The organism is Geobacillus sp. CX412 (assembly GCF_027942335.1).
Lineage (GTDB): Bacteria > Bacillota > Bacilli > Bacillales > Anoxybacillaceae > Parageobacillus_B > Parageobacillus_B toebii.
This window is the reverse complement of sequence record NZ_CP103461.1, coordinates 142,292-160,379: the sequence shown is the minus strand read 5'-3', so window position 1 is coordinate 160,379 and position 18,088 is coordinate 142,292. Positions and strand designations below refer to the sequence as shown.

General features: G+C 46.0%; 18 protein-coding genes and 3 pseudogenes. 1 reads left to right on the top strand and 20 read right to left on the bottom strand.

Annotated features, from left to right (window positions below):
* Positions 1 to 3 precede the first annotated feature (3 nt).
* The 20 genes and pseudogenes from NXM86_RS00785 to NXM86_RS00690 form a co-directional block, all read right to left on the bottom strand.
* A complete protein-coding gene (locus NXM86_RS00785; RefSeq protein WP_498958428.1) occupies positions 4 to 1,530 on the bottom strand; it encodes an NADH-quinone oxidoreductase subunit M in 1,527 nt (508 codons plus the stop codon).
* A pseudogene (gene nuoL / locus NXM86_RS00780) lies at positions 1,530 to 3,382 on the bottom strand (NADH-quinone oxidoreductase subunit L). Before nuoL ends, NXM86_RS00785 begins: the two are co-directional and overlap by 1 nt.
* 57 nt (positions 3,383 to 3,439) lie before the next feature.
* Positions 3,440 to 3,754, bottom strand: coding sequence for an NADH-quinone oxidoreductase subunit NuoK (nuoK, locus tag NXM86_RS00775; protein WP_062678120.1), 315 nt, complete (start codon positions 3,752 to 3,754; stop codon positions 3,440 to 3,442).
* Positions 3,751 to 4,272 carry an NADH-quinone oxidoreductase subunit J gene (locus NXM86_RS00770; RefSeq protein ID WP_062754408.1) on the bottom strand — a complete coding sequence of 174 codons (522 nt, stop codon included), beginning with the start codon at positions 4,270 to 4,272 and terminating at the stop codon, positions 3,751 to 3,753. The genes nuoK and NXM86_RS00770 overlap by 4 nt, the downstream gene beginning before the upstream one ends.
* Positions 4,269 to 4,688: an NADH-quinone oxidoreductase subunit NuoI gene (gene nuoI, locus NXM86_RS00765; protein ID WP_015865303.1), complete on the bottom strand. Its 420-nt coding sequence runs from the start codon at positions 4,686 to 4,688 to the stop codon at positions 4,269 to 4,271. Before nuoI ends, NXM86_RS00770 begins: the two co-directional genes overlap by 4 nt.
* A 19-nt stretch (positions 4,689 to 4,707) precedes the next feature.
* Complete coding sequence (nuoH, locus tag NXM86_RS00760; RefSeq protein ID WP_097354007.1) at positions 4,708 to 5,709, bottom strand: NADH-quinone oxidoreductase subunit NuoH; 1,002 nt, start codon at positions 5,707 to 5,709, stop codon at positions 4,708 to 4,710.
* A pseudogene (locus NXM86_RS00755) lies at positions 5,706 to 6,805 on the bottom strand (NADH-quinone oxidoreductase subunit D). The gene nuoH and the pseudogene NXM86_RS00755 overlap by 4 nt, the downstream one beginning before the upstream one ends.
* A 2-nt stretch (positions 6,806 to 6,807) precedes the next feature.
* A complete protein-coding gene (locus NXM86_RS00750; protein WP_498958426.1) occupies positions 6,808 to 8,154 on the bottom strand; it encodes an NADH-quinone oxidoreductase subunit C in 1,347 nt (448 codons plus the stop codon).
* Positions 8,155 to 8,157: 3 nt separating this feature from the next.
* Positions 8,158 to 8,670 (bottom strand): NuoB/complex I 20 kDa subunit family protein, encoded by a 513-nt coding sequence (locus NXM86_RS00745; RefSeq protein WP_015865307.1) that lies wholly within the window; start codon positions 8,668 to 8,670, stop codon positions 8,158 to 8,160.
* Positions 8,661 to 9,029, bottom strand: a complete 369-nt coding sequence (locus NXM86_RS00740) for an NADH-quinone oxidoreductase subunit A (RefSeq protein WP_015865308.1) — start codon at positions 9,027 to 9,029, stop codon at positions 8,661 to 8,663. Before NXM86_RS00740 ends, NXM86_RS00745 begins: the two co-directional genes overlap by 10 nt.
* Positions 9,030 to 9,213: 184 nt before the next feature.
* Complete coding sequence (locus NXM86_RS00735; RefSeq protein ID WP_062754416.1) at positions 9,214 to 9,615, bottom strand: F0F1 ATP synthase subunit epsilon; 402 nt, start codon at positions 9,613 to 9,615, stop codon at positions 9,214 to 9,216.
* 25 nt (positions 9,616 to 9,640) lie between these two features.
* Positions 9,641 to 11,062, bottom strand: a complete 1,422-nt coding sequence (gene atpD, locus NXM86_RS00730) for a F0F1 ATP synthase subunit beta (protein WP_062678126.1) — start codon at positions 11,060 to 11,062, stop codon at positions 9,641 to 9,643.
* A 199-nt stretch (positions 11,063 to 11,261) separates the two neighbouring features.
* Entirely contained in the window at positions 11,262 to 12,119 is an 858-nt protein-coding gene (locus NXM86_RS00725; RefSeq protein WP_015865311.1) for a F0F1 ATP synthase subunit gamma, read from the bottom strand.
* A 79-nt stretch (positions 12,120 to 12,198) separates the two neighbouring features.
* Entirely contained in the window at positions 12,199 to 13,707 is a 1,509-nt protein-coding gene (atpA, locus tag NXM86_RS00720) for a F0F1 ATP synthase subunit alpha (RefSeq protein ID WP_015865312.1), read from the bottom strand.
* A gap of 24 nt (positions 13,708 to 13,731) precedes the next feature.
* Positions 13,732 to 14,268 carry a F0F1 ATP synthase subunit delta gene (locus NXM86_RS00715; protein WP_062678127.1) on the bottom strand — a complete coding sequence of 179 codons (537 nt, stop codon included), beginning with the start codon at positions 14,266 to 14,268 and terminating at the stop codon, positions 13,732 to 13,734.
* A complete protein-coding gene (gene atpF / locus NXM86_RS00710) occupies positions 14,265 to 14,783 on the bottom strand; it encodes a F0F1 ATP synthase subunit B (protein WP_041269768.1) in 519 nt (172 codons plus the stop codon). The genes NXM86_RS00715 and atpF overlap by 4 nt, the downstream gene beginning before the upstream one ends.
* Positions 14,784 to 14,988: 205 nt before the next feature.
* Positions 14,989 to 15,201: a F0F1 ATP synthase subunit C gene (atpE, locus tag NXM86_RS00705; RefSeq protein ID WP_003253662.1), complete on the bottom strand. Its 213-nt coding sequence runs from the start codon at positions 15,199 to 15,201 to the stop codon at positions 14,989 to 14,991.
* A gap of 57 nt (positions 15,202 to 15,258) precedes the next feature.
* Complete coding sequence (atpB, locus tag NXM86_RS00700) at positions 15,259 to 15,969, bottom strand: F0F1 ATP synthase subunit A (RefSeq protein ID WP_081188462.1); 711 nt, start codon at positions 15,967 to 15,969, stop codon at positions 15,259 to 15,261.
* A complete protein-coding gene (locus NXM86_RS00695) occupies positions 15,969 to 16,349 on the bottom strand; it encodes an ATP synthase subunit I (RefSeq protein ID WP_171699365.1) in 381 nt (126 codons plus the stop codon). The genes atpB and NXM86_RS00695 overlap by 1 nt, the downstream gene beginning before the upstream one ends.
* 7 nt (positions 16,350 to 16,356) lie before the next feature.
* On the bottom strand, positions 16,357 to 16,578 hold the full coding sequence (locus tag NXM86_RS00690; protein ID WP_015865317.1) for an AtpZ/AtpI family protein: 222 nt from the start codon (positions 16,576 to 16,578) through the stop codon (positions 16,357 to 16,359).
* Positions 16,579 to 16,894: 316 nt separating this feature from the next.
* Here NXM86_RS00690 and NXM86_RS00685 point away from each other — a divergent pair.
* Positions 16,895 to 17,976 (top strand): annotated as a pseudogene (locus NXM86_RS00685) (RNA-guided endonuclease InsQ/TnpB family protein).
* Positions 17,977 to 18,088 lie beyond the last annotated feature (112 nt).

Here is an 18,088-nt window from a genome sequence, read left to right as displayed (position 1 = left end):
CTCTCACACTCCTAACCCGTTCATCATCATTTCAATCGTCGCTTGCAATGGTTTCGCTAAAATATGCGGATATACGCCGATCATCACAATCAATGCGAGCAATACGAACACCGGAATCGCTTCCGCCAGGCTCATATCAAGCGCTTGTACATCATCGCGCTTGGAGGCGCCAAACGTCATGTTCAATACGGCGCGAAGCAGGTAAACCGCGGTCATAATAATGCCGAGCGCACCGATCGCCGCAACGACCGGCTCTGTTTTGAACAAACCTAAAAATGCGGTAAACTCACTTACAAACCCAGACATTCCCGGCAATCCGAGCGACGCCATCGCTCCTGCCAATAAGCATCCCGCCGTCAGCGGCATCACTTTCGCCAGCCCTCCTAAACGGTCGATCGTCGTCGTACTCGTTCGTTCGTATAAAATGCTGACGAGCAAGAACAGCAATGCGGAAATAAATCCATGGGAAACAGCCTGGAAAATCGCCCCTTGAATCCCTGCTTCATTCAGCGCTCCCAATCCAATGAGCACAATTCCCATATGGGAAACACTCGAATAGGCAAGCACCATTTTAAAATCGTCTTGGACGAACGCTAAAAACGCTCCGTACAATAAGTTGACAACCCCTAAAATCGCAATCCAAAAAGCGAAATCGCGGAATTGATCTGGGAATAAACCGATGCCGAACCGAATCAAACCGTACGCCCCGATTTTTAATAGCACGCCGGAGTGCAGCATCACAATCGACGGCGGCGCTTGTACGTGCACCCGCAAAACCCAGCGGTGAAACGGAACGATCGGCAGCTTAATCCCAAATGCGATCAACAATGCAATAAACAATCCTAAGCGCAAATCGTTTGAAATCGGCGCGACAAGCTGCGCCTCGACCGCCGGGTTATGAAGCATTTCTTTTAATAGCTCGACATTGGACGTCCCGGTGCGGGCAAATAAAACGATAATGGCAATCAGTAAAATCGCCGAACCAATCCCGTTGTAAAGCAAGTAGCTGTATGCGGCGCGCTCCCGTTCAAAACCGCCCCATTTTCCAACTAAAAAGAACATCGGAACGAGTGTGATTTCTAAAAAGATAAAGAATAAAATCATATTTCCTGCCGCAAACACGCCAAGCATGCCGATTTCTAATAGAAGAAAGAGCATGAAATAGCCTTTCCACTCTTTTTTGATATGGATGGAGGCGACGGCGGCAAGCGTCGCCAATAGCGACGTAAGCACGATCATGACAAGCGAAAAGCCGTCGATGCTCAGCTCATAACGGATGGCGAACGTGGACTCCGTTAAAAACGGAAAATCCGCGAAGCGAACCCAATCGTGTTTTTCTGCCAAATGTTCCAGGCGGTAACCCCGCAAATATTGTACAAAGGCAAATAGCGATAAAATCAGCGATGGCAGCGTAGATAAAAAACCGAGCCATTTTATCGTCCGCTCTTGCGTTTTTGGTACAAACGCAAGCAAAAGAATGCCAACAAGCGGGGAGAAAACGAGAAGGGAGAGAAAATACGTTCCATTCATTATAAATACCCCCCTGTGAACGCGAGAATGACGACGAGAAGCGCAAGGCCGATCAACGTCACCGCGCCATACATTTGAACTTGCCCGTTTTGCAGCCGCGATCCGATTGAACCAACCGTGTTTACTGCCGCTGCAACGAGACTGGCCATTCCCTCTACGATAAAGCGATCAATATAATAGAATAATAGACTAATGGCGTTTGCCGCATAGCCAACCGTCCACGCATAACATTCATCGATGTAATATTTATTCCATAACACGTTGTACGCAAACGGAACGCGCGAGCTAAGCCAATCTCTCGCAAGCGAACGTTTTCCGTACATCAGCCACGCAAGGAAAATGCCAAGCAGCGAAACGATGGCAGCAACGACCATAATCCAGCTTGGCGCTTCTTTGTGAGCATAATGGCCATCTGTCAGCCAATCGCCGAGAAATGTCCCGAACCATGGAGTATGAATGTACCCGGAAATGACGGCAAGCACGGCCAAGACGAGCATCGGAAACGTCATAACCGCTGGCGATTCATGAATTTCCTCCGCTTCATGCCGCCCTCGCCGCTAAAGACAAGGAAGAAGAGACGGAACATATAAAACGCGGTGAAAAACGAAGCAAAAACCGCAATCCAGAATAAAACGACATGACCATTCGTCCAAGCGGCGGCAAGAATTTCGTCTTTGCTAAAGAATCCTGATAAAAGCGGGACCCCGCTGATGGCCAGCGTTCCGACTAGAAATAGCGGCGCGGTAAGCGGCATTTTCCGCCAAAGCCCGCCCATTTTTTCAATGTCTTGCGTGCCGACAGCATGAATGACGCTTCCTGCCGCTAAAAACAAGAGCGCTTTAAAAAATGCATGTGTCGTCAAATGGAATATTCCCGCTACATAGCTTCCCGAACCGAGCGCAAGCATCATGTAGCCGAGCTGGCTTACCGTCGAGTAGGCAAGCACGCGCTTAATATCGGTCTGCACAAGGCCGATGGATGCGGCGAAAATCGCCGTAAATCCCCCGACAACCGCGACCGTCAGCATCGCTGTTTCGCTTGCTTCGTATAACGGGAACAGCGCAGCCACTAAATAAACCCCTGCAGCTACCATCGTGGCCGCGTGGATCAACGCCGAAACTGGCGTCGGACCTTCCATGGCATCTGGAAGCCACGTATGAAGCGGAAACTGGCCAGATTTTCCGATCGCTCCCACGAAAATGAGAATCGCCGCTAGGGTCACCATCGTCTGCGACAGCGTTCCGTCTTGCACGGCTTTAAAAATGTCATCATACTCAAAACTGCCCACTTGCCAGAATAATAGAATCATGCCGATAAAAAAGCCAACATCGCCGATCCGCGTCATAATAAACGCTTTTTTCGCAGCCGCTTTCGCTTCTTCTTTATAGAAATAAAATCCGATTAATAGAAACGAACCAAGACCAACCAGTTCCCAAAACATATACGTCTGCAATAAGTTCGGAGAAAGGACAAGACCGAGCATCGCAAACGTGAACAGCCCTAAATACGCATAGAAAACCGAGAACCGCTCATCGCCGCGCATATACCCTTTTGCATACATATGTACTAGAAAGCTAACGAGGGAGACAACGACAAGCATTAATGCATTTAGCGCCGTCACCTCAAATCCAGCTGTCAATTTCGTGCTGCCGATCGTAAGCCATACTTGTTCTGCTTTGTAAGTCGAACCGCCAATGCGGTCAAACAGCACGGCGACAGAAACAAGGAAAGAAATGAACGTCGCTAGTATTCCAACATAAGCACTCGCTTCTTTCATTCGTTTTCCGAAAAGCAGCAATAAGAAAAAGGAAAACAGCGGAAAAAGCGGCACAATCCAAGCCATTTCCATCATGGTATCACAGTCCCCTTTTGATCAAAGAGCTTGAAGAGCTCTTTGCATTTTCTTGCTTTAATGTTTCATCGAATCGATCTCATCGATATGAACGGTTTTGCGGTTGCGATAAAGCGCCATTAAAATCGCGAGTCCCACCGCGGCTTCAGCAGCTGCCACCGTGATGGTAAACAGGGCAAAAATTTGCCCTGAAATACCGGGATGAGCCCCGTATTTCGCAAAAGCGACTAAATTAATATTGACGGCATTCAGCATTAACTCAATACAAATGAGCACAATCACGGTATTTCGTTTGGTGAGCGCTCCATACAGCCCAATGCAAAACAAGATGAGCGCAAGTACCAGATATACGGATAATGGAACGGAGCTCATTTTTTTGGCGCCCCCTTATCATTTTTTTTCGCTAGTATAATCGCGCCAACAAGCGCCACAAGCAAAATGATCGATGTAATTTCAAACGGAATGATATAATGAGAATATAGGGCGAGGCCGATTTGTTCCGTATTGTTTTCATGGAGATTTGCGGCTTCCTCACCAAAATCAAGCTGATAAATGCCGAGATAAACGGCGATGCCAAAGGCAAAGACCGCGATGGCGGTGAATGTTTTTCGCCAAAATCCGCCTGTTGTCGTTTCTTCTTTTTCTTCCTCCCGATGGCGCGTCAACATGATGCCAAACAGCATGATAATGGTAATGGCGCCAGAGTAAATAAGCACTTGCACAGCAGCAACAAATTCCGCTGATAAGAGCACGTAAAGACCCGCGATGCTGATGAACGTAAACACAAGCGCGATGACCATATGAACGACTTTCGTTAAATTCAGCATGAGCACTCCGCCGATGATCGCAACAAGGGCAAGCACTAAAAAGGCGAGATATTCTCCGCTCACGGCTTATTCTCCTTTCGGACGTTGGCGTCGTTTTCATCGAGCCATGCCAAATCTTTATAAAGGGCATCGCGGCTATATTCCGCCAGCTCAAAATTGTTCGTCATGACGATGGCTTCTGTCGGACATACTTCTGTACAAAGGTCGCATAAAATGCAAATTTCGAAGTTAATGCTGTACGTATCAATGATTTTCCCTTTTTTCGTCGGATCCGGATGCTTTTTTCCTGTCAATTGAATACAGTCTGTTGGACAAATATTAGCACATTGATTGCAAACAATACATTTTTCGGGATAAAATTTTTGAATGCCGCGAAACCGATCTGGAAGGGGAAGCGGTTCATTCGGATAGTCGTACGTTACTTTTTCCCGAGTTAAATTTTTCAGGGTATATGCCAACCCTTTGGCTAAACCGATCATGCATGTCACCCCATTCTTATTAGAAAAATAGTTCTTGTATCAGCGCGGTAACAAAAATATTTGCAAGCGCCACAGGAAACAATACTTTCCATCCTAATTCCATGAGCTGGTCCGCTCTAAGGCGCGGAAATGTCACACGGAACCAAATCAGGACGAAAACAACGATGCTGAATTTTAACGCAAACCAAACCGCTCCTGGAATGAAATCTAAAAACATCACCGGGTGCCATCCACCTAAAAATAATATCGTTGTAAGCGCTGCCATAGCAAAAAGATACACATATTCCGAAAGCATAAAGAATGCCCAACGAAAACCGGAATACTCGACATGAAACCCGGCAACAAGCTCTGATTCCGCTTCCGGCAAGTCGAATGGAGTGCGGTTTAACTCCGCGACAGCAGCAATGAAAAATACGATAAACGCAATTGGCTGTATGAAAATATACCATACATCTTTTTGCGCTTCGACAATATCGTTTAAATTTAAACTGCCCGTTAGCAAAACAACACCAAGCACAGACACAACAAGCGGAATTTCATAGGAAATCATTTGTGCCGCCGCACGCATTGCGCCGATGAGCGCATATTTATTGTTCGATGCCCATCCGCCGGCCACAACGCCGATCGTCGTCAGTCCCGAAACGGCAATGTAATAAAGCAGGCCAACGCCGATATCGGCAAATTGAAATGCGTCAGTAAACGGCAATGTCGCCAATACCATAAACGCCGGCGCAAAAGCGATAATCGGCGCTAAAATGAATAACGGCTTGTCAGCAGCTTTTGGAATCGTATCTTCTTTTAAAAGCAGCTTTAATACGTCCGCGACCGTTTGCAATAGCCCCCATCTGCCTCCGACTTGGTTCGGGCCGTAACGGCCTTGCATAAATCCCATGACTTTTCGTTCCGCTAAAATGCCGTACGTCACAAAAGCAAGAACGGCAAACAACAAGGCAAGACCAAGTCCGAAGAAGATCACGAGATTCGTCCAGCTTGGAGCAGAATTCAGCAATTGTTCCATCATCCGTCGACCTCCCCGAGCACAATATCAATCGAGCCAAGAATCGCAATCACATTCGCAATATTTTCCCCTTTTAACAGTTTCGGGAGTATTTGCAAATTGTAAAACGATGGCCGACGGAATTTGATGCGGTACGGCTCTTTCTTTCCGTTGCTGGCGATGTAACAGCCGATTTCCCCGCGCGGTGATTCAATGCGGACAAATGTCTCTCCCGGCGGCGCTTTAATGATGCGCGGCACTTTCCCCATAATTTCTCCGCTTTTTGGAAATTGTTCACATGCTTGTTCGATGATTTTTAATGATTCTTCTATTTCCGCCAAGCGGCATTCATAACGGGCAAGGCATCTCCTTCTTCCCGCACCGGAATGTCAAAATCAAAACGGTCATAAATCGAATACGGCTCGTTTTTCCGTAAGTCCCATTTCACGCCGGTACAACGCAAGTTTACGCCGCTTAACGAATAATTGATCGCCTCTTCTTTCGTATATTTGCCAACACCGATGACACGATGGCGGAAAATTTCATTTCCTGTCACAAGGTCATGATAACCAGCGAGTTTTTCCCGCATATACGGGACAAATTGTTTTACTTTTTCAATCCATCCATCCGGCGCATCCCATTTCACGCCGCCGACGCGCATGTAATTGAACGTCAGTCGCGCCCCTGACAGCTCGTTTAATAGATTAATAATCATTTCCCGCTCGCGGAATGCGTACAAAAACGGGCTTGTGGCGCCAAGGTCGAGCAAATACGTCCCCCACCAGACAAGATGGCTGGCGATTCTGCCAAGTTCCATTGCCAAAACGCGCAAATATTCCGCTCGTTCCGGAACTTCAATGCCCATCATTGTTTCCACTGCATGACAAATAACATAGTTATTGGTCATTGCCGATAAATAATCCATCCGGTCTGTATACGGGATGATTTGCGTATATTGTAAGTTTTCCGCTAACTTTTCCGTTCCGCGGTGGAGGTAGCCGATGACAGGTTTCGCTTCTTGAATGATCTCTCCATCTATTTTTAAAATGAGGCGGAAAACTCCGTGTGTACTCGGGTGCTGCGGTCCTACGTTTAAAATCATTTCTTCCGTCCGAAGCATAGTTATACCTCCGCGTCGTATGGTTCATAATCTTTGCGAAGCGGATATCCGACCCAATCTTCTCCTAAAAAGATACGGATTAAATTCGGGTGCCCTTTAAAGCGGATTCCTAATAGGTCGTACGCCTCGCATTCCGGCCAATTTGCCCCCTGCCAAAGCGGAACGAGAGAATCAATCTCCGGCTGGTCGCGGTCGATTTTCACTTTTAATGCGACAGCTTGTCGTTTTTTATAAGAATATAAGTGCACATATACTTCCATATGTGTTTGAAAATCCGTTCCATGCAGCTCCGACAAATAATCAAAACTAAGCTGTTCGTTATATTTTAGAAACTCGGCGATTTTGTAATATGTATCCTTTTTTGCGACCAATGTCGGAACATCTTTGGAAAGGCGGTTAATATAGGCATCTTCTAGCACATCTTCGCCGAGATGTTCGCGAATCACTTTGACGTATTTATCAAGAAGCGGCTGATTTGGCGATGGAGTTTCTTCTTTTTTCGCTGCTGGCCCTGAATCTCCTGCGGCTTTCGCTTTCGCCGCAGCCGCTGCTTTTGCTTTTGCTGCCGCTGCTGCCTTTGCTTTCGCTTTTGCGAGATCATCATCGTTTTCGCCAGCGGTGCCGCTTGCTTGTTGTTTTGCCAGCGCTTTTGCTTTGGCTTTTGCAGCGGCTGCCGCCTTCGCCTTCGCTGCCGCAATCGCTTTTTGTTTGGCAAGGTCTTCTTCCGCTCCGTCGCCCGCTGCTTCTTTTGCTTTTTGTTTCGCCAACGCCGCCGCTTTGGCTTTCGCTGCCGCTGCTGCTTTCTTCTTCGCAAGCGCCAGATCATCTTCGGCTGTTTCTTGGTTTTCTCCTTCTGCCTGCTGCGCTTCTTTTGCCTTTTGTTTCGCTAATGCCGCTGCTTTGGCTTTCGCTGCCGCTGCTGCTTTCTTCTTTGCAAGCGCCAGATCATCTTCGGCTGTTTCTTGGTTTTCTCCTTCTGCCTGTTGCGCTTCTTTTGCCTTTTGTTTCGCTAATGCCGCTGCTTTGGCTTTTGCCTCTTCCGCCGCTTTTTTCTTCGCAAGGGTGAGATCATCTTCGGCTGTTTCTTGGTTTTCTCCTTCTGCCTGTTGCGCTTCTTTTGCCTTTTGTTTCGCTAATGCCGCCGCTTTGGCTTTTGCCTCTTCCGCGCTTTTTCTTCCAAGGGTGAGATCATCTTCGGCAAGTTTTTCTTCGGTTGGAACTTTTGGTTCTTCGAGCGGCTGTTCAGTTTGTTCAGCGGCTCGTTTCGCCGCTAATCGTTCGCGAGCCAACTGTCTCGCTCGCTCTGCCGCTTCTTTTTTCCGCTGCTGTAAATCTTTTTCTTCACTCATCGATTACAGCACCTTCTTCCCCGTCTTTGCTTCATAACGGATTTTTTCTTTTAATTTATTAATCCCGTAAATTAGCGCCGCTGGATTCGGCGGGCAACCAGGAATGTATACATCAACTGGTACGATTTGATCTACTCCTTTGACGACGCTATATGATTTCACATACGGCCCCCCTGCCGTTGCGCATGACCCCATGGCAATGACCCATTTTGGTTCTGGCATTTGATCATATAAACGGCGGATGATTGGCGCCATCTTTTTCGTCACCGTTCCAGATACAATCATGACATCAGACTGTCTTGGAGACGCACGGAAAAAGGAGCCGAACCGGTCTAAATCATAATGAGCTCCACCGACTCCCATCATTTCAATCGCGCAGCAGGCAAGACCGAACGTTAACGGCCATAGAGAATTGCTGCGGGCCCACGCCTTTAATTGTTCCAGTGTAGTGAAAAACACGTTGCGCTTTAACTCTTCCGTATCTCCTTCCGGTACGTCCAACCATTTTACATCCATTGTAACACCTTCTTTTTCCAAGCATAGACAAGCCCAAGAACGAGCATCAACACGAAAATAATCATTTCCACTAAAGCGAATAATCCTAGTTTGTTATAAGCGACTGCCCATGGATATAAAAACACTGTTTCGACATCAAAAATGACAAATAATAGTGCAAACATATAGTAACGAACTTGAAACTGAACACGCGAGTCATGGAACGGATTGTTACCGCTTTCATAAGTCGTTTGCTTTGCCTCACTCGGAACGTGTGGACGTAGAAATCGTCCTATTGTTAATGCGCCAACAGGAAGCAAAATGCCGATACACAAAAATACAAAAACAATCACATAGTTATTAACGTATACGTTCCACAATATGCCGTTCGCTCCCTTCATTATTATGCTACTTTATATTGTTTTGAAATATTACACAATTACGAATTATCCCCAGTGCCATTATAACATTTATATCCAGAAGTGTCGACAGACCATCCATTTTTACTTATAACGACAGCGATAACAATAAAAAAAGACGGGGGAAACGATTTCCTCCCGTCTTTTATTTCATGTTTGCTACGTTTAAGCGGTTAATCGCCCGTTTTAGTGCCAGTTCCGCACGTTTAAAGTCGATATCATCCTCTTTGCTTTGCAGACGCCGTTCCGCGCGTTCTTTCGCCGCTTTTGCTCGGGCCACATCGATATCTTCCGCTCTTTCCGCCGCTTGCGCCAAAATCGTCACTTTGTCAGGGCGGACTTCCAAAAACCCGCCGCTGACCGCGATATATTCCGTTTTCCCCTCTTTTTTCAGGCGAACGGCACTGATCTCAAGCGGAGCAACAAGCGGAATATGTCCTGGCAAAATTCCAAGCTCTCCGCTTTTTGCTTTCGTGCTTACCATCTCTACGTCCGCTTCATATACCGGGCCATCAGGAGTAACGACACTGACCTTGATCGTTTTCATCATGAAATCCTCCTATGTCCCTCAATTAAACTTCTACGCCCATTTGCTTCGCTTTTTCAACAACTTCTTCAATGCGCCCTACTAAGCGGAAAGCATCTTCTGGAATGTGATCGTATTTTCCTTCCAAAATTTCTTTGAAGCCGCGAACTGTTTCTTTAATAGGCACGTAAGAACCAGGTTGGCCTGTAAATTGCTCCGCGACGTGGAAGTTTTGCGATAAGAAGAATTGAATGCGGCGAGCGCGATGAACGATGAGTTTATCTTCATCGGATAGCTCATCCATACCGAGAATCGCGATAATATCTTGCAATTCTCTATAACGTTGCAATGTTTGTTGCACTTTGCGCGCTACTTGGTAATGTTCTTCACCAACGATTTCAGGCGCAAGCGCGCGAGATGTGGACGCAAGTGGATCCACTGCTGGATAAATACCCATTTCCGCAAGTTTCCGCTCTAGGTTCGTCGTTGCGTCCAAGTGAGAGAACGTTGTTGCTGGCGCTGGGTCTGTGTAGTCGTCCGCTGGTACGTAAATCGCTTGAATCGATGTGATAGAACCAGTGGCTGTAGAAGTGATCCGTTCTTGCAATTGACCCATTTCTGTCGCAAGCGTCGGTTGATAACCTACGGCAGAAGGCATGCGGCCTAATAGCGCCGAAACCTCAGAACCAGCTTGCGTGAAACGGAAAATGTTGTCGATAAAGAGCAGCACGTCTTGTCCTTGCTCGTCACGGAAGTATTCCGCCATCGTTAATCCTGTCAACGCTACGCGCATCCGCGCACCAGGCGGCTCGTTCATTTGTCCGAATACCATCGCCGTTTTGCTGATAACGCCGGAATCTTTCATTTCATGGTAAAGGTCGTTCCCTTCACGAGTGCGTTCCCCTACGCCGGCGAATACGGAAATACCACCGTGCTCTTGCGCAATGTTATGAATAAGTTCTTGGATTAAGACCGTTTTTCCTACACCAGCACCGCCGAATAGACCGATTTTTCCACCTTTAATGTATGGAGCAAGCAAGTCAACGACTTTAATACCTGTTTCCAAAATTTCTACTTCTGTTGCAAGCTCTTCGAATTTTGGCGCTGGACGATGGATTGGGTCACGACGCACATCATCTGGAATTTCCCCTTGCATGTCGATCGGTTCCCCTAAGACGTTGAATACGCGGCCAAGGGTAACTTCTCCGACTGGAACGGAAATTGGCGCACCTGTGTCAATGACTTCCATTCCACGAATCAATCCGTCTGTCGATGCCATTGCAATCGTACGAACCGTATCATCGCCAAGATGAAGTGCTACTTCTAATGTTAAGTCGATGTCGACTTCATTTTCATTACGCGCTTTATGTTGAATCTTCAAAGCGTTGTAGATCGCAGGAAGATGTCCGTTTTCGAACTTTACGTCTACAACCGGACCCATAACTTGAATAACGCGTCCTTTTGTCATCGTTTTCCCTCCTAACTTGCTAGTTGGACAGCAGTACCTATATAGTGAAACTTGAAAATTCTACTTTTGCGATCTATTTTTTCGACTGCGCTTATGCGTGACGAAGGCAAGTTATCGACTTGCCTCCGACAGTCGAAAATTCTTTCGATAAGATGAAATATCAAGTTGCGTTTATATAATTGCAGCTTCCAATTTACCGTTATTGCAACGCGTTTGCTCCCGCCACGATTTCCGTAATCTCTTGGGTAATCGCTGCTTGACGAGCACGGTTGTAGGAAAGAGTAAGCGTACGAATAAGCTCGTGCGCGTTGTCCGTCGCGTTTTTCATCGCCGTCATCCGCGCTGCATGCTCGCTTGCCTTCGCATCTAACAGCGCACCGTAAATAAGACTTTCGGCATATTGCGGCAAAAGCACATCTAAAATTTCTTCTTGAGAAGGTTCAAATTCATACGTTGTCCGTTGTTTGTTATCGACTAAATCCGTTAACGGCAACAGCTTTCTTTCTGTCACCTCTTGTTGGATCGCACTGACGTAATGGTTGTAGTACATATACAACTCATCAAACGTACCATCCGCAAACAATCCGACCGCCTTATTCGCAATTTCTTTAATATCCGCAAAAGACGGTTGATCCGGCAGCCCAGTAATATTTAAAATGACCGGGAAATTTCTCTTTTTGAAAAAGCTTAAACCGACACGGCCAATGACAATAATCGCATATTCATCTGGAGATTGATGGCGCTGTTGAATCGTTTGGTACACAGTGCGAAGAACGTTGCTGTTATACGCTCCCGCCAAGCCGCGATCCGATGTGATCACTAAATAGCCTGTCTTTTTCACCGGGCGCGTCACTAGCATCGGATGTGTCGCATTGCCGGCACCAAGGGCGATGTTCGCAACGACTTCTTGCATTTTATCCATATATGGAACAAACGATTTCGCGTTCATTTCCGCGCGGTTTAACTTCGAAGCGGAAACCATCTCCATCGCCTTCGTAATTTGGCTTGTTTTTTTCGTCGCGTTGATGCGCTTCTTAATGTCGCGTAAGGATGCCAAAGGTTTCACCACCTTTTTTATGCACGAAATCTAGAATAGAGGAGGAACAGAAGCCGTCATCCTTCTGTTCCGTCCTGCTTTATTGAGAAACAACAAATGTTTTCTTGAACGCTTCGATCGCTTTGTTGAAATCTTCTTCGTTTGGAAGTTCTTTTGTTGTACGAATATGTTCAAGCAAGTGTTGGCCGTTTTGGTCGAGCCATAAGAAGAATTCTTTTTCAAAGCGGCGAATATCTTCGACTGGAATGTCGTCTAAGAAACCGTGAGTAAGCGCGTAAATGATCGCCACTTGTTTTTCTACTGGAATCGGTGCATGCAAGTCTTGTTTTAACACTTCTACTGTACGAGCACCGCGTGCGAGCTTTGCTTGCGTCGCTTTATCAAGGTCTGAACCGAACTGTGCGAACGCTTCAAGTTCACGATACGCTGCTAAGTCAAGGCGAAGCGTACCCGATACTTTTTTCATCGCTTTAATTTGTGCCGCACCACCGACGCGGGATACGGAAAGACCAGCGTTAATCGCCGGGCGAACGCCGGAGAAGAACAAATCAGATTGCAAGAAAATTTGCCCGTCTGTAATGGAGATGACGTTCGTCGGAATGTAAGCAGAAATGTCACCAGCTTGCGTTTCGACAAACGGAAGCGCTGTTAACGAACCGCCGCCTTTGGCATCGCTTAATTTTGCTGCGCGCTCTAAGAGGCGAGAGTGCAAGTAGAAGATATCCCCTGGATATGCTTCACGGCCTGGTGGACGGCGAAGCAATAGTGACAACTCACGGTAAGCCGCCGCTTGTTTTGATAAGTCGTCATAAACAACAAGCACGTGCTGACCTTTATACATGAAATATTCGCCCATCGTTACACCGGCATATGGCGCAAGGAACAATAGTGGCGCTGGTTGTGATGCAGATGCCGTCACAACGATCGTATAATCTAGCGCACCGTGTTTCCGCAATGTTTCGACAACCGTGCGGACCGTTGATTCTTTTTGTCCGATCGCAACGTAAATACAAATCATATTTTGATCTTTTTGGTTGATAATCGTGTCGATCGCAATCGATGTTTTCCCTGTTTGACGGTCTCCGATGATTAACTCACGTTGACCGCGGCCGATTGGCACCAATGCGTCAATCGCTTTAATCCCTGTTTGCAACGGTTCATGAACCGATTTACGGTCCATAACACCTGGTGCTGGGCTTTCAATTGGACGGGTTTCTGTCGTTTCGATTGGGCCCAAACCATCGACTGGTTGTCCTAGAGGGTTAACGACGCGGCCAATTAACGCTTCACCGACAGGCACTTCCATGATACGTCCTGTACGGCGCACTTCATCGCCTTCTTTAATCCCTGTATATGGACCTAAAATAACGATACCAACGTTGTTTTCTTCTAAGTTTAGCGCCATTCCCATGACACCGTTGGAAAACTCGACAAGTTCCCCAGACATTACGTTGTCCAAACCATGGGCGCGCGCGATACCGTCACCAATTTGAATTACCGTACCGACATCGCTTACTTGAATTTCAGACTCATAGTTTTCGATTTGCTGCTTAATGAGCGCGCTTATTTCTTCCGCTCTGATGCTCATTCATTTCACCCCTATCTTCAAATCTTAGCCGATAAGCTGTCGTTGAATTCGTTCTAATTTTCCGCTGATGCTGCCATCGTAAATGCGGTTGCCGATGCGCAGCTTCACGCCGCCAATTAAGCTTGGGTCGACGATATTTTCAATGTAAAGCGTCGTTTTGCCCATTTTTTTCGCAAACACATCCGAAAGTGCGCGTTTTTCCTCTTCCGTTAGCGGACGAGCCGAATATGCGGTCGCCTCAGCGACGCCACGAGCTTCGTTCACCAAATGGATAAACTGCTCTGCAAGCTGTGGAACGATATCAATGCGATGACGTTCCAACAAAAGCAGCAATGTATTTCGTAACGGGCTTGACACCGCCGCGAACGTTTCTTTTATTAACGCTTTTTTCTTTTCCAATGATAGCTTCGGGTATGTCAATAGCGATAAGAATTTATCGTTTTCAGCAAACACTTGCCAAACGGCGCGAATTTCTTCCTCTAATTGATCAAGAAGCTGCTTTTCCGTGGCGATTTGAAAAAGAGCTAACGCATATCGCTTTGCTATGATTTCTTTGTTCATCGCCCTTCTCCTACCTCTTGAATGTACTCGCTAATCAACTTCGCTTGATCTTGCTCGGTTAACTCTTTTTCAATCACTTTGGAAGCAATTAATACAGATAGTGAAGCAACTTGTTCTCGCAACGCGGCCATCGCTTGTTCTTTTTCGCGTTCGATTTCTTTTTTCGCTGTCTCTTTTAAACGCTCTGCTTCCGCACGGGCAGACGCGATAATTTGCTCTTTTTGCTCCTCAGCCATTTTGCGCGCGTTTTCAATGAGCTCCTGCGCCTCTTGGCGAGATTGCTTCATTAGTTCGCGCTGTTCTTCCAATAGCTTTTCCGCTTCTTTGCGATGTTTTTCCGCTTGTTCGATTTCGTTTGCAATATGCTCTTCGCGCTGTTTCATCACGCCCATTAATGGACCAAACGCGTATTTACGGAGCAATAACATTAATAATAAAAACATAATTAGCTGGAATAACATATCGCCGCCGTTGAATCCATGCCCAGCAGCCCCTAATGCAAAAAAGTTTGCCATTACGCGTTTCACTCCCTTCAAGAGTCGCCCTCTAGACCTATTTTTCTCGCTTTTTGAGCGTCATTGTTATCTTTTACGATGAAATGAACATAAAGGAATGGCGAAGGTTCGCATGGAATGATCTTCGCCATCATTGAACGATTTTGCTTGTCCTATCGATTTTTACGTTGCTTGCCAACGTTGATGAACAAGCGCTACGCAAAAATTAGCGCCCTTGAACCATAAAGGCAATAACAACCGCAATAATCGGAATCGCTTCGACTAACGCAACCCCGATAAACATTGTTGTTTGAAGCATACCGCGCGCCTCTGGCTGGCGTGCGATTCCCTCTACTGTACGAGATACGATTAAACCGTTACCAATACCTGCACCAAGTGCAGCTAAACCAATTGCGATTGCTGCAGCTAATACACCCATTGAAAAGTCCTCCTTTTAGTATTTATTGAAATTTATTGAAGTTGTTTTTATAAAAAATTAATGGTCATGACTCACTTTGTGCGCCATATAAACCATTGTTAACATCGTGAAAATGAACGCTTGGATGGCGCCAACGAAAATACTGAACGCTTGCCAAGCGATCGTTGGAATGATCGCTGCGATCGTACCGCCAACGCCAGTAGCCAATCCACCCGCCAATAAAGCAAGCAAAATTTCTCCAGCATAAATGTTCCCGTATAGACGCAAACCTAATGTTAATGTGTTAGCAAACTCTTCGATAATTTTAAGCGGGAATAAAATCAACATTGGACTGACAAAGCCTTTGGCGTATTCTTGGAATCCACGAAGTTTGATGCCGTAATAATGCGACAGCGCAACAACCATAATCGCCAACGTTAATGTGATCACAGGGTCTGCTGTCGGTGATTTCCACCATAGCTTTCCATCGATGACGATAGAGAACGGAAGACCGAGCATGTTTGCCACAAAAATATACATGATTAAGGTCATGCCCAGTAGATGAAAACGCCCCCCCGTTTTCCAGTCCATATTGCTTTTGATGATTCCCTTGACAAAGTCGACGACCCATTCAAGGAAATTTTGCATTCCCGTTGGCTTCATCGAAAGATTGCGCGTAGCAGCAACGGCAATGATGAACACAATCACGCTAGTGATCGTTATCATCAAAACGTTGGCTAAGTTAAAGGTAAGTCCTAGAAATTCATATAAAGGAGCTTCATGATGCACTAGTTATCACCTCGCTTCCTTGCCTCATTATGTATGTGCAGAAAATAATCTATTATAATGACAAAATAAGGTGTCATTAACCCCAATATGACAGGTGCAATGGAAAAATGGTTCGGAAATTGCAATACGACTAAAGCAGCAAGTGCCGCAAGCGCCATTCGTGAAAACGTACCTAGTGAGCGAACACGCTTCCCTTCCGCTACGGCTCGTCCAAATTTCATTACTCGGCTGGCTAATAACCACACACTATAAAATCCTATAGATGTTCCGAACAGCAAGCTCAAAAATAATGTTTTATACTCTGTCATCCCCCAGCCTGCCGCATACATCAAAAGGAGAAACAACGAATATTTTCGCAAATTTCGCATTATATGTTCCATAATTCTATTATTCCCCTGAAAAAAATTGACGGATTGTTCTTAACATTGCAGAGATGCCCGCAGCTAGTCCAAGAAGGAGACCAATAATAAGAAAAAGAGGTTCGGAGTCAAACTTTCGATCAAGCCATCTGCCGCCGAATATACCAATTAAAACAGAACCAGCCAACTGAGAAACAATGGCAGACATCAAACCGATTGCCCGGAAAGGATAGCGTTGGTTTTGCCCCATATCGTTATAGTCCTCACATTCGTAAAAACTATCGTAAAAACTATGTATATAGTGTATCTGAAAACCTTATCATACATCCCCTGTCAAGCATACAATACCATGGGGTCGATGTCAATGTGTTTCATAGAAAAAAACTGTATTATAACAACGAAAATGTTAATAATTTGTGACATTTATTAATTTCTTTTTCACGAGAACATCCGCCGGAAGCCCACTGCTTTAGCTGTGGAGGAAGGCGGGGTTTATATTTTCAGTATATATTGAATTTTTCGTTCAATATAAGTACACTGGATTTAGAAAGGTAGGTGAATCAAGAATGCTCTGCACTCTCAAGATTAAATTAATGCCAACTCTTGAACAGTTTCATGCGCTGCTGGAAACAATGAAACGGTTTAACCAAGCATGCAACTATATTAGCGAGATTGCTTTTCGCTCCAGAACCTTTCCAAAACGAAAATCCAGCGGCTTTGCTACTATGACGTCAGGGAAAAATTTGGCCTCTCTGCCCAAATGACCGTTCGTGCCATCGGCAAAGTGTCGGAAAGCTATCGTTTGGATAAAAAAACCTTGCATAACTTTAAAGAAACCGGTGCCATCGTGTATGATGAAAGAATCCTGTCCTTTAAAGGGTTAGAGTATGCTTCCATCCTTACCTTGCAAGGAAGAATGGAAATCCCTATGGTCATTAGCCGCTACCATCAAGGTTTGCTGTGCGGCAACCGTGTTCGGGGTCAAGCCGATTTAGTCCTTCAAAACGGTATTTTTTATTTACTGCTCGTGGTGGACGTTCCCGAAGGCCAGCCCAATTCCGAAAACGGATTTATCGGTGTGGACCTTGGCATCATTAATATCGCCGTTGATAGCACCGGTGAGGTATTTTCCGGCTCGAAGGTCAACGGGCTGCGCCGCCGCCATGCGAAACTTCGCGCCAAACTCCAAAAGAAAGGCACCAAGTCAGCGAAACGCCTGCTTAAAAAGCGTTCCAAGAAGGAAAAACTATTTGCCCGTGATGTGAACCACTGCATTAGCAAGAAGATTGTTGAAAAGGCAAAGGCACTCGGATGCGGCATTGCCCTTGAAGATTTAAAGGGCATCCGCCAACGCACCGAGAAAACGGTTAAAAAGCAACAGCGTCGTCAACACTCTTCTTGGTCTTTTTATCAGTTGAGAAAGTTTATTGAGTATAAAGCGGCGATCGCTGGCGTGCCGGTGGTATTGGTTCATCCAAAAAATACTTCCCGCACCTGTCCGGTTTGCGGACATGTGGCCAAAGAAAACAGACCGTCAAGGGATCAGTTTTGTTGTCGAGCTTGTGGGTACGCTGCCCCTGCCGACAACGTGGCTGCGGAAAACATCCGCAGGGCTGCTGTCAACCAGCCGAACGCGGCAGCCAATTAGGCTAGTTGCAAGCCCACGGCTTTAGCCGTTGGGTAGTTGACTTAATTAGTGTATAATGATATATTTATTCTTTTAGACATAATCTTTAAAAAAAGACGGTATCACTTTCATG

What these genes read in the sequence shown, in the direction of transcription:
- atpF (WP_041269768.1), bottom strand. Translation starts at nt 14,783, where the DNA reads ATGGCAAACTTTTTTGCATTAGGGGCTGCTGGGCATGGATTCAACGGC.
- atpD (WP_062678126.1), bottom strand. Translation starts at nt 11,062, where the DNA reads ATGACAAAAGGACGCGTTATTCAAGTTATGGGTCCGGTTGTAGACGTA.
- atpA (WP_015865312.1), bottom strand. Translation starts at nt 13,707, where the DNA reads ATGAGCATCAGAGCGGAAGAAATAAGCGCGCTCATTAAGCAGCAAATC.
- NXM86_RS00690 (WP_015865317.1), bottom strand. Translation starts at nt 16,578, where the DNA reads ATGGGGCAAAACCAACGCTATCCTTTCCGGGCAATCGGTTTGATGTCT.
- nuoK (WP_062678120.1), bottom strand. Translation starts at nt 3,754, where the DNA reads ATGAGCTCCGTTCCATTATCCGTATATCTGGTACTTGCGCTCATCTTG.
- NXM86_RS00715 (WP_062678127.1), bottom strand. Translation starts at nt 14,268, where the DNA reads ATGAACAAAGAAATCATAGCAAAGCGATATGCGTTAGCTCTTTTTCAA.
- nuoH (WP_097354007.1), bottom strand. Translation starts at nt 5,709, where the DNA reads ATGATGGAACAATTGCTGAATTCTGCTCCAAGCTGGACGAATCTCGTG.
- nuoI (WP_015865303.1), bottom strand. Translation starts at nt 4,688, where the DNA reads ATGATCGGTTTAGCCAAAGGGTTGGCATATACCCTGAAAAATTTAACT.
- NXM86_RS00695 (WP_171699365.1), bottom strand. Translation starts at nt 16,349, where the DNA reads ATGGAACATATAATGCGAAATTTGCGAAAATATTCGTTGTTTCTCCTT.
- NXM86_RS00745 (WP_015865307.1), bottom strand. Translation starts at nt 8,670, where the DNA reads ATGGATGTAAAATGGTTGGACGTACCGGAAGGAGATACGGAAGAGTTA.
- NXM86_RS00735 (WP_062754416.1), bottom strand. Translation starts at nt 9,615, where the DNA reads ATGAAAACGATCAAGGTCAGTGTCGTTACTCCTGATGGCCCGGTATAT.
- NXM86_RS00785 (WP_498958428.1), bottom strand. Translation starts at nt 1,530, where the DNA reads ATGAATGGAACGTATTTTCTCTCCCTTCTCGTTTTCTCCCCGCTTGTT.
- NXM86_RS00750 (WP_498958426.1), bottom strand. Translation starts at nt 8,154, where the DNA reads ATGAGTGAAGAAAAAGATTTACAGCAGCGGAAAAAAGAAGCGGCAGAG.
- atpE (WP_003253662.1), bottom strand. Translation starts at nt 15,201, where the DNA reads ATGGGTGTATTAGCTGCAGCAATCGCAATTGGTTTAGCTGCACTTGGT.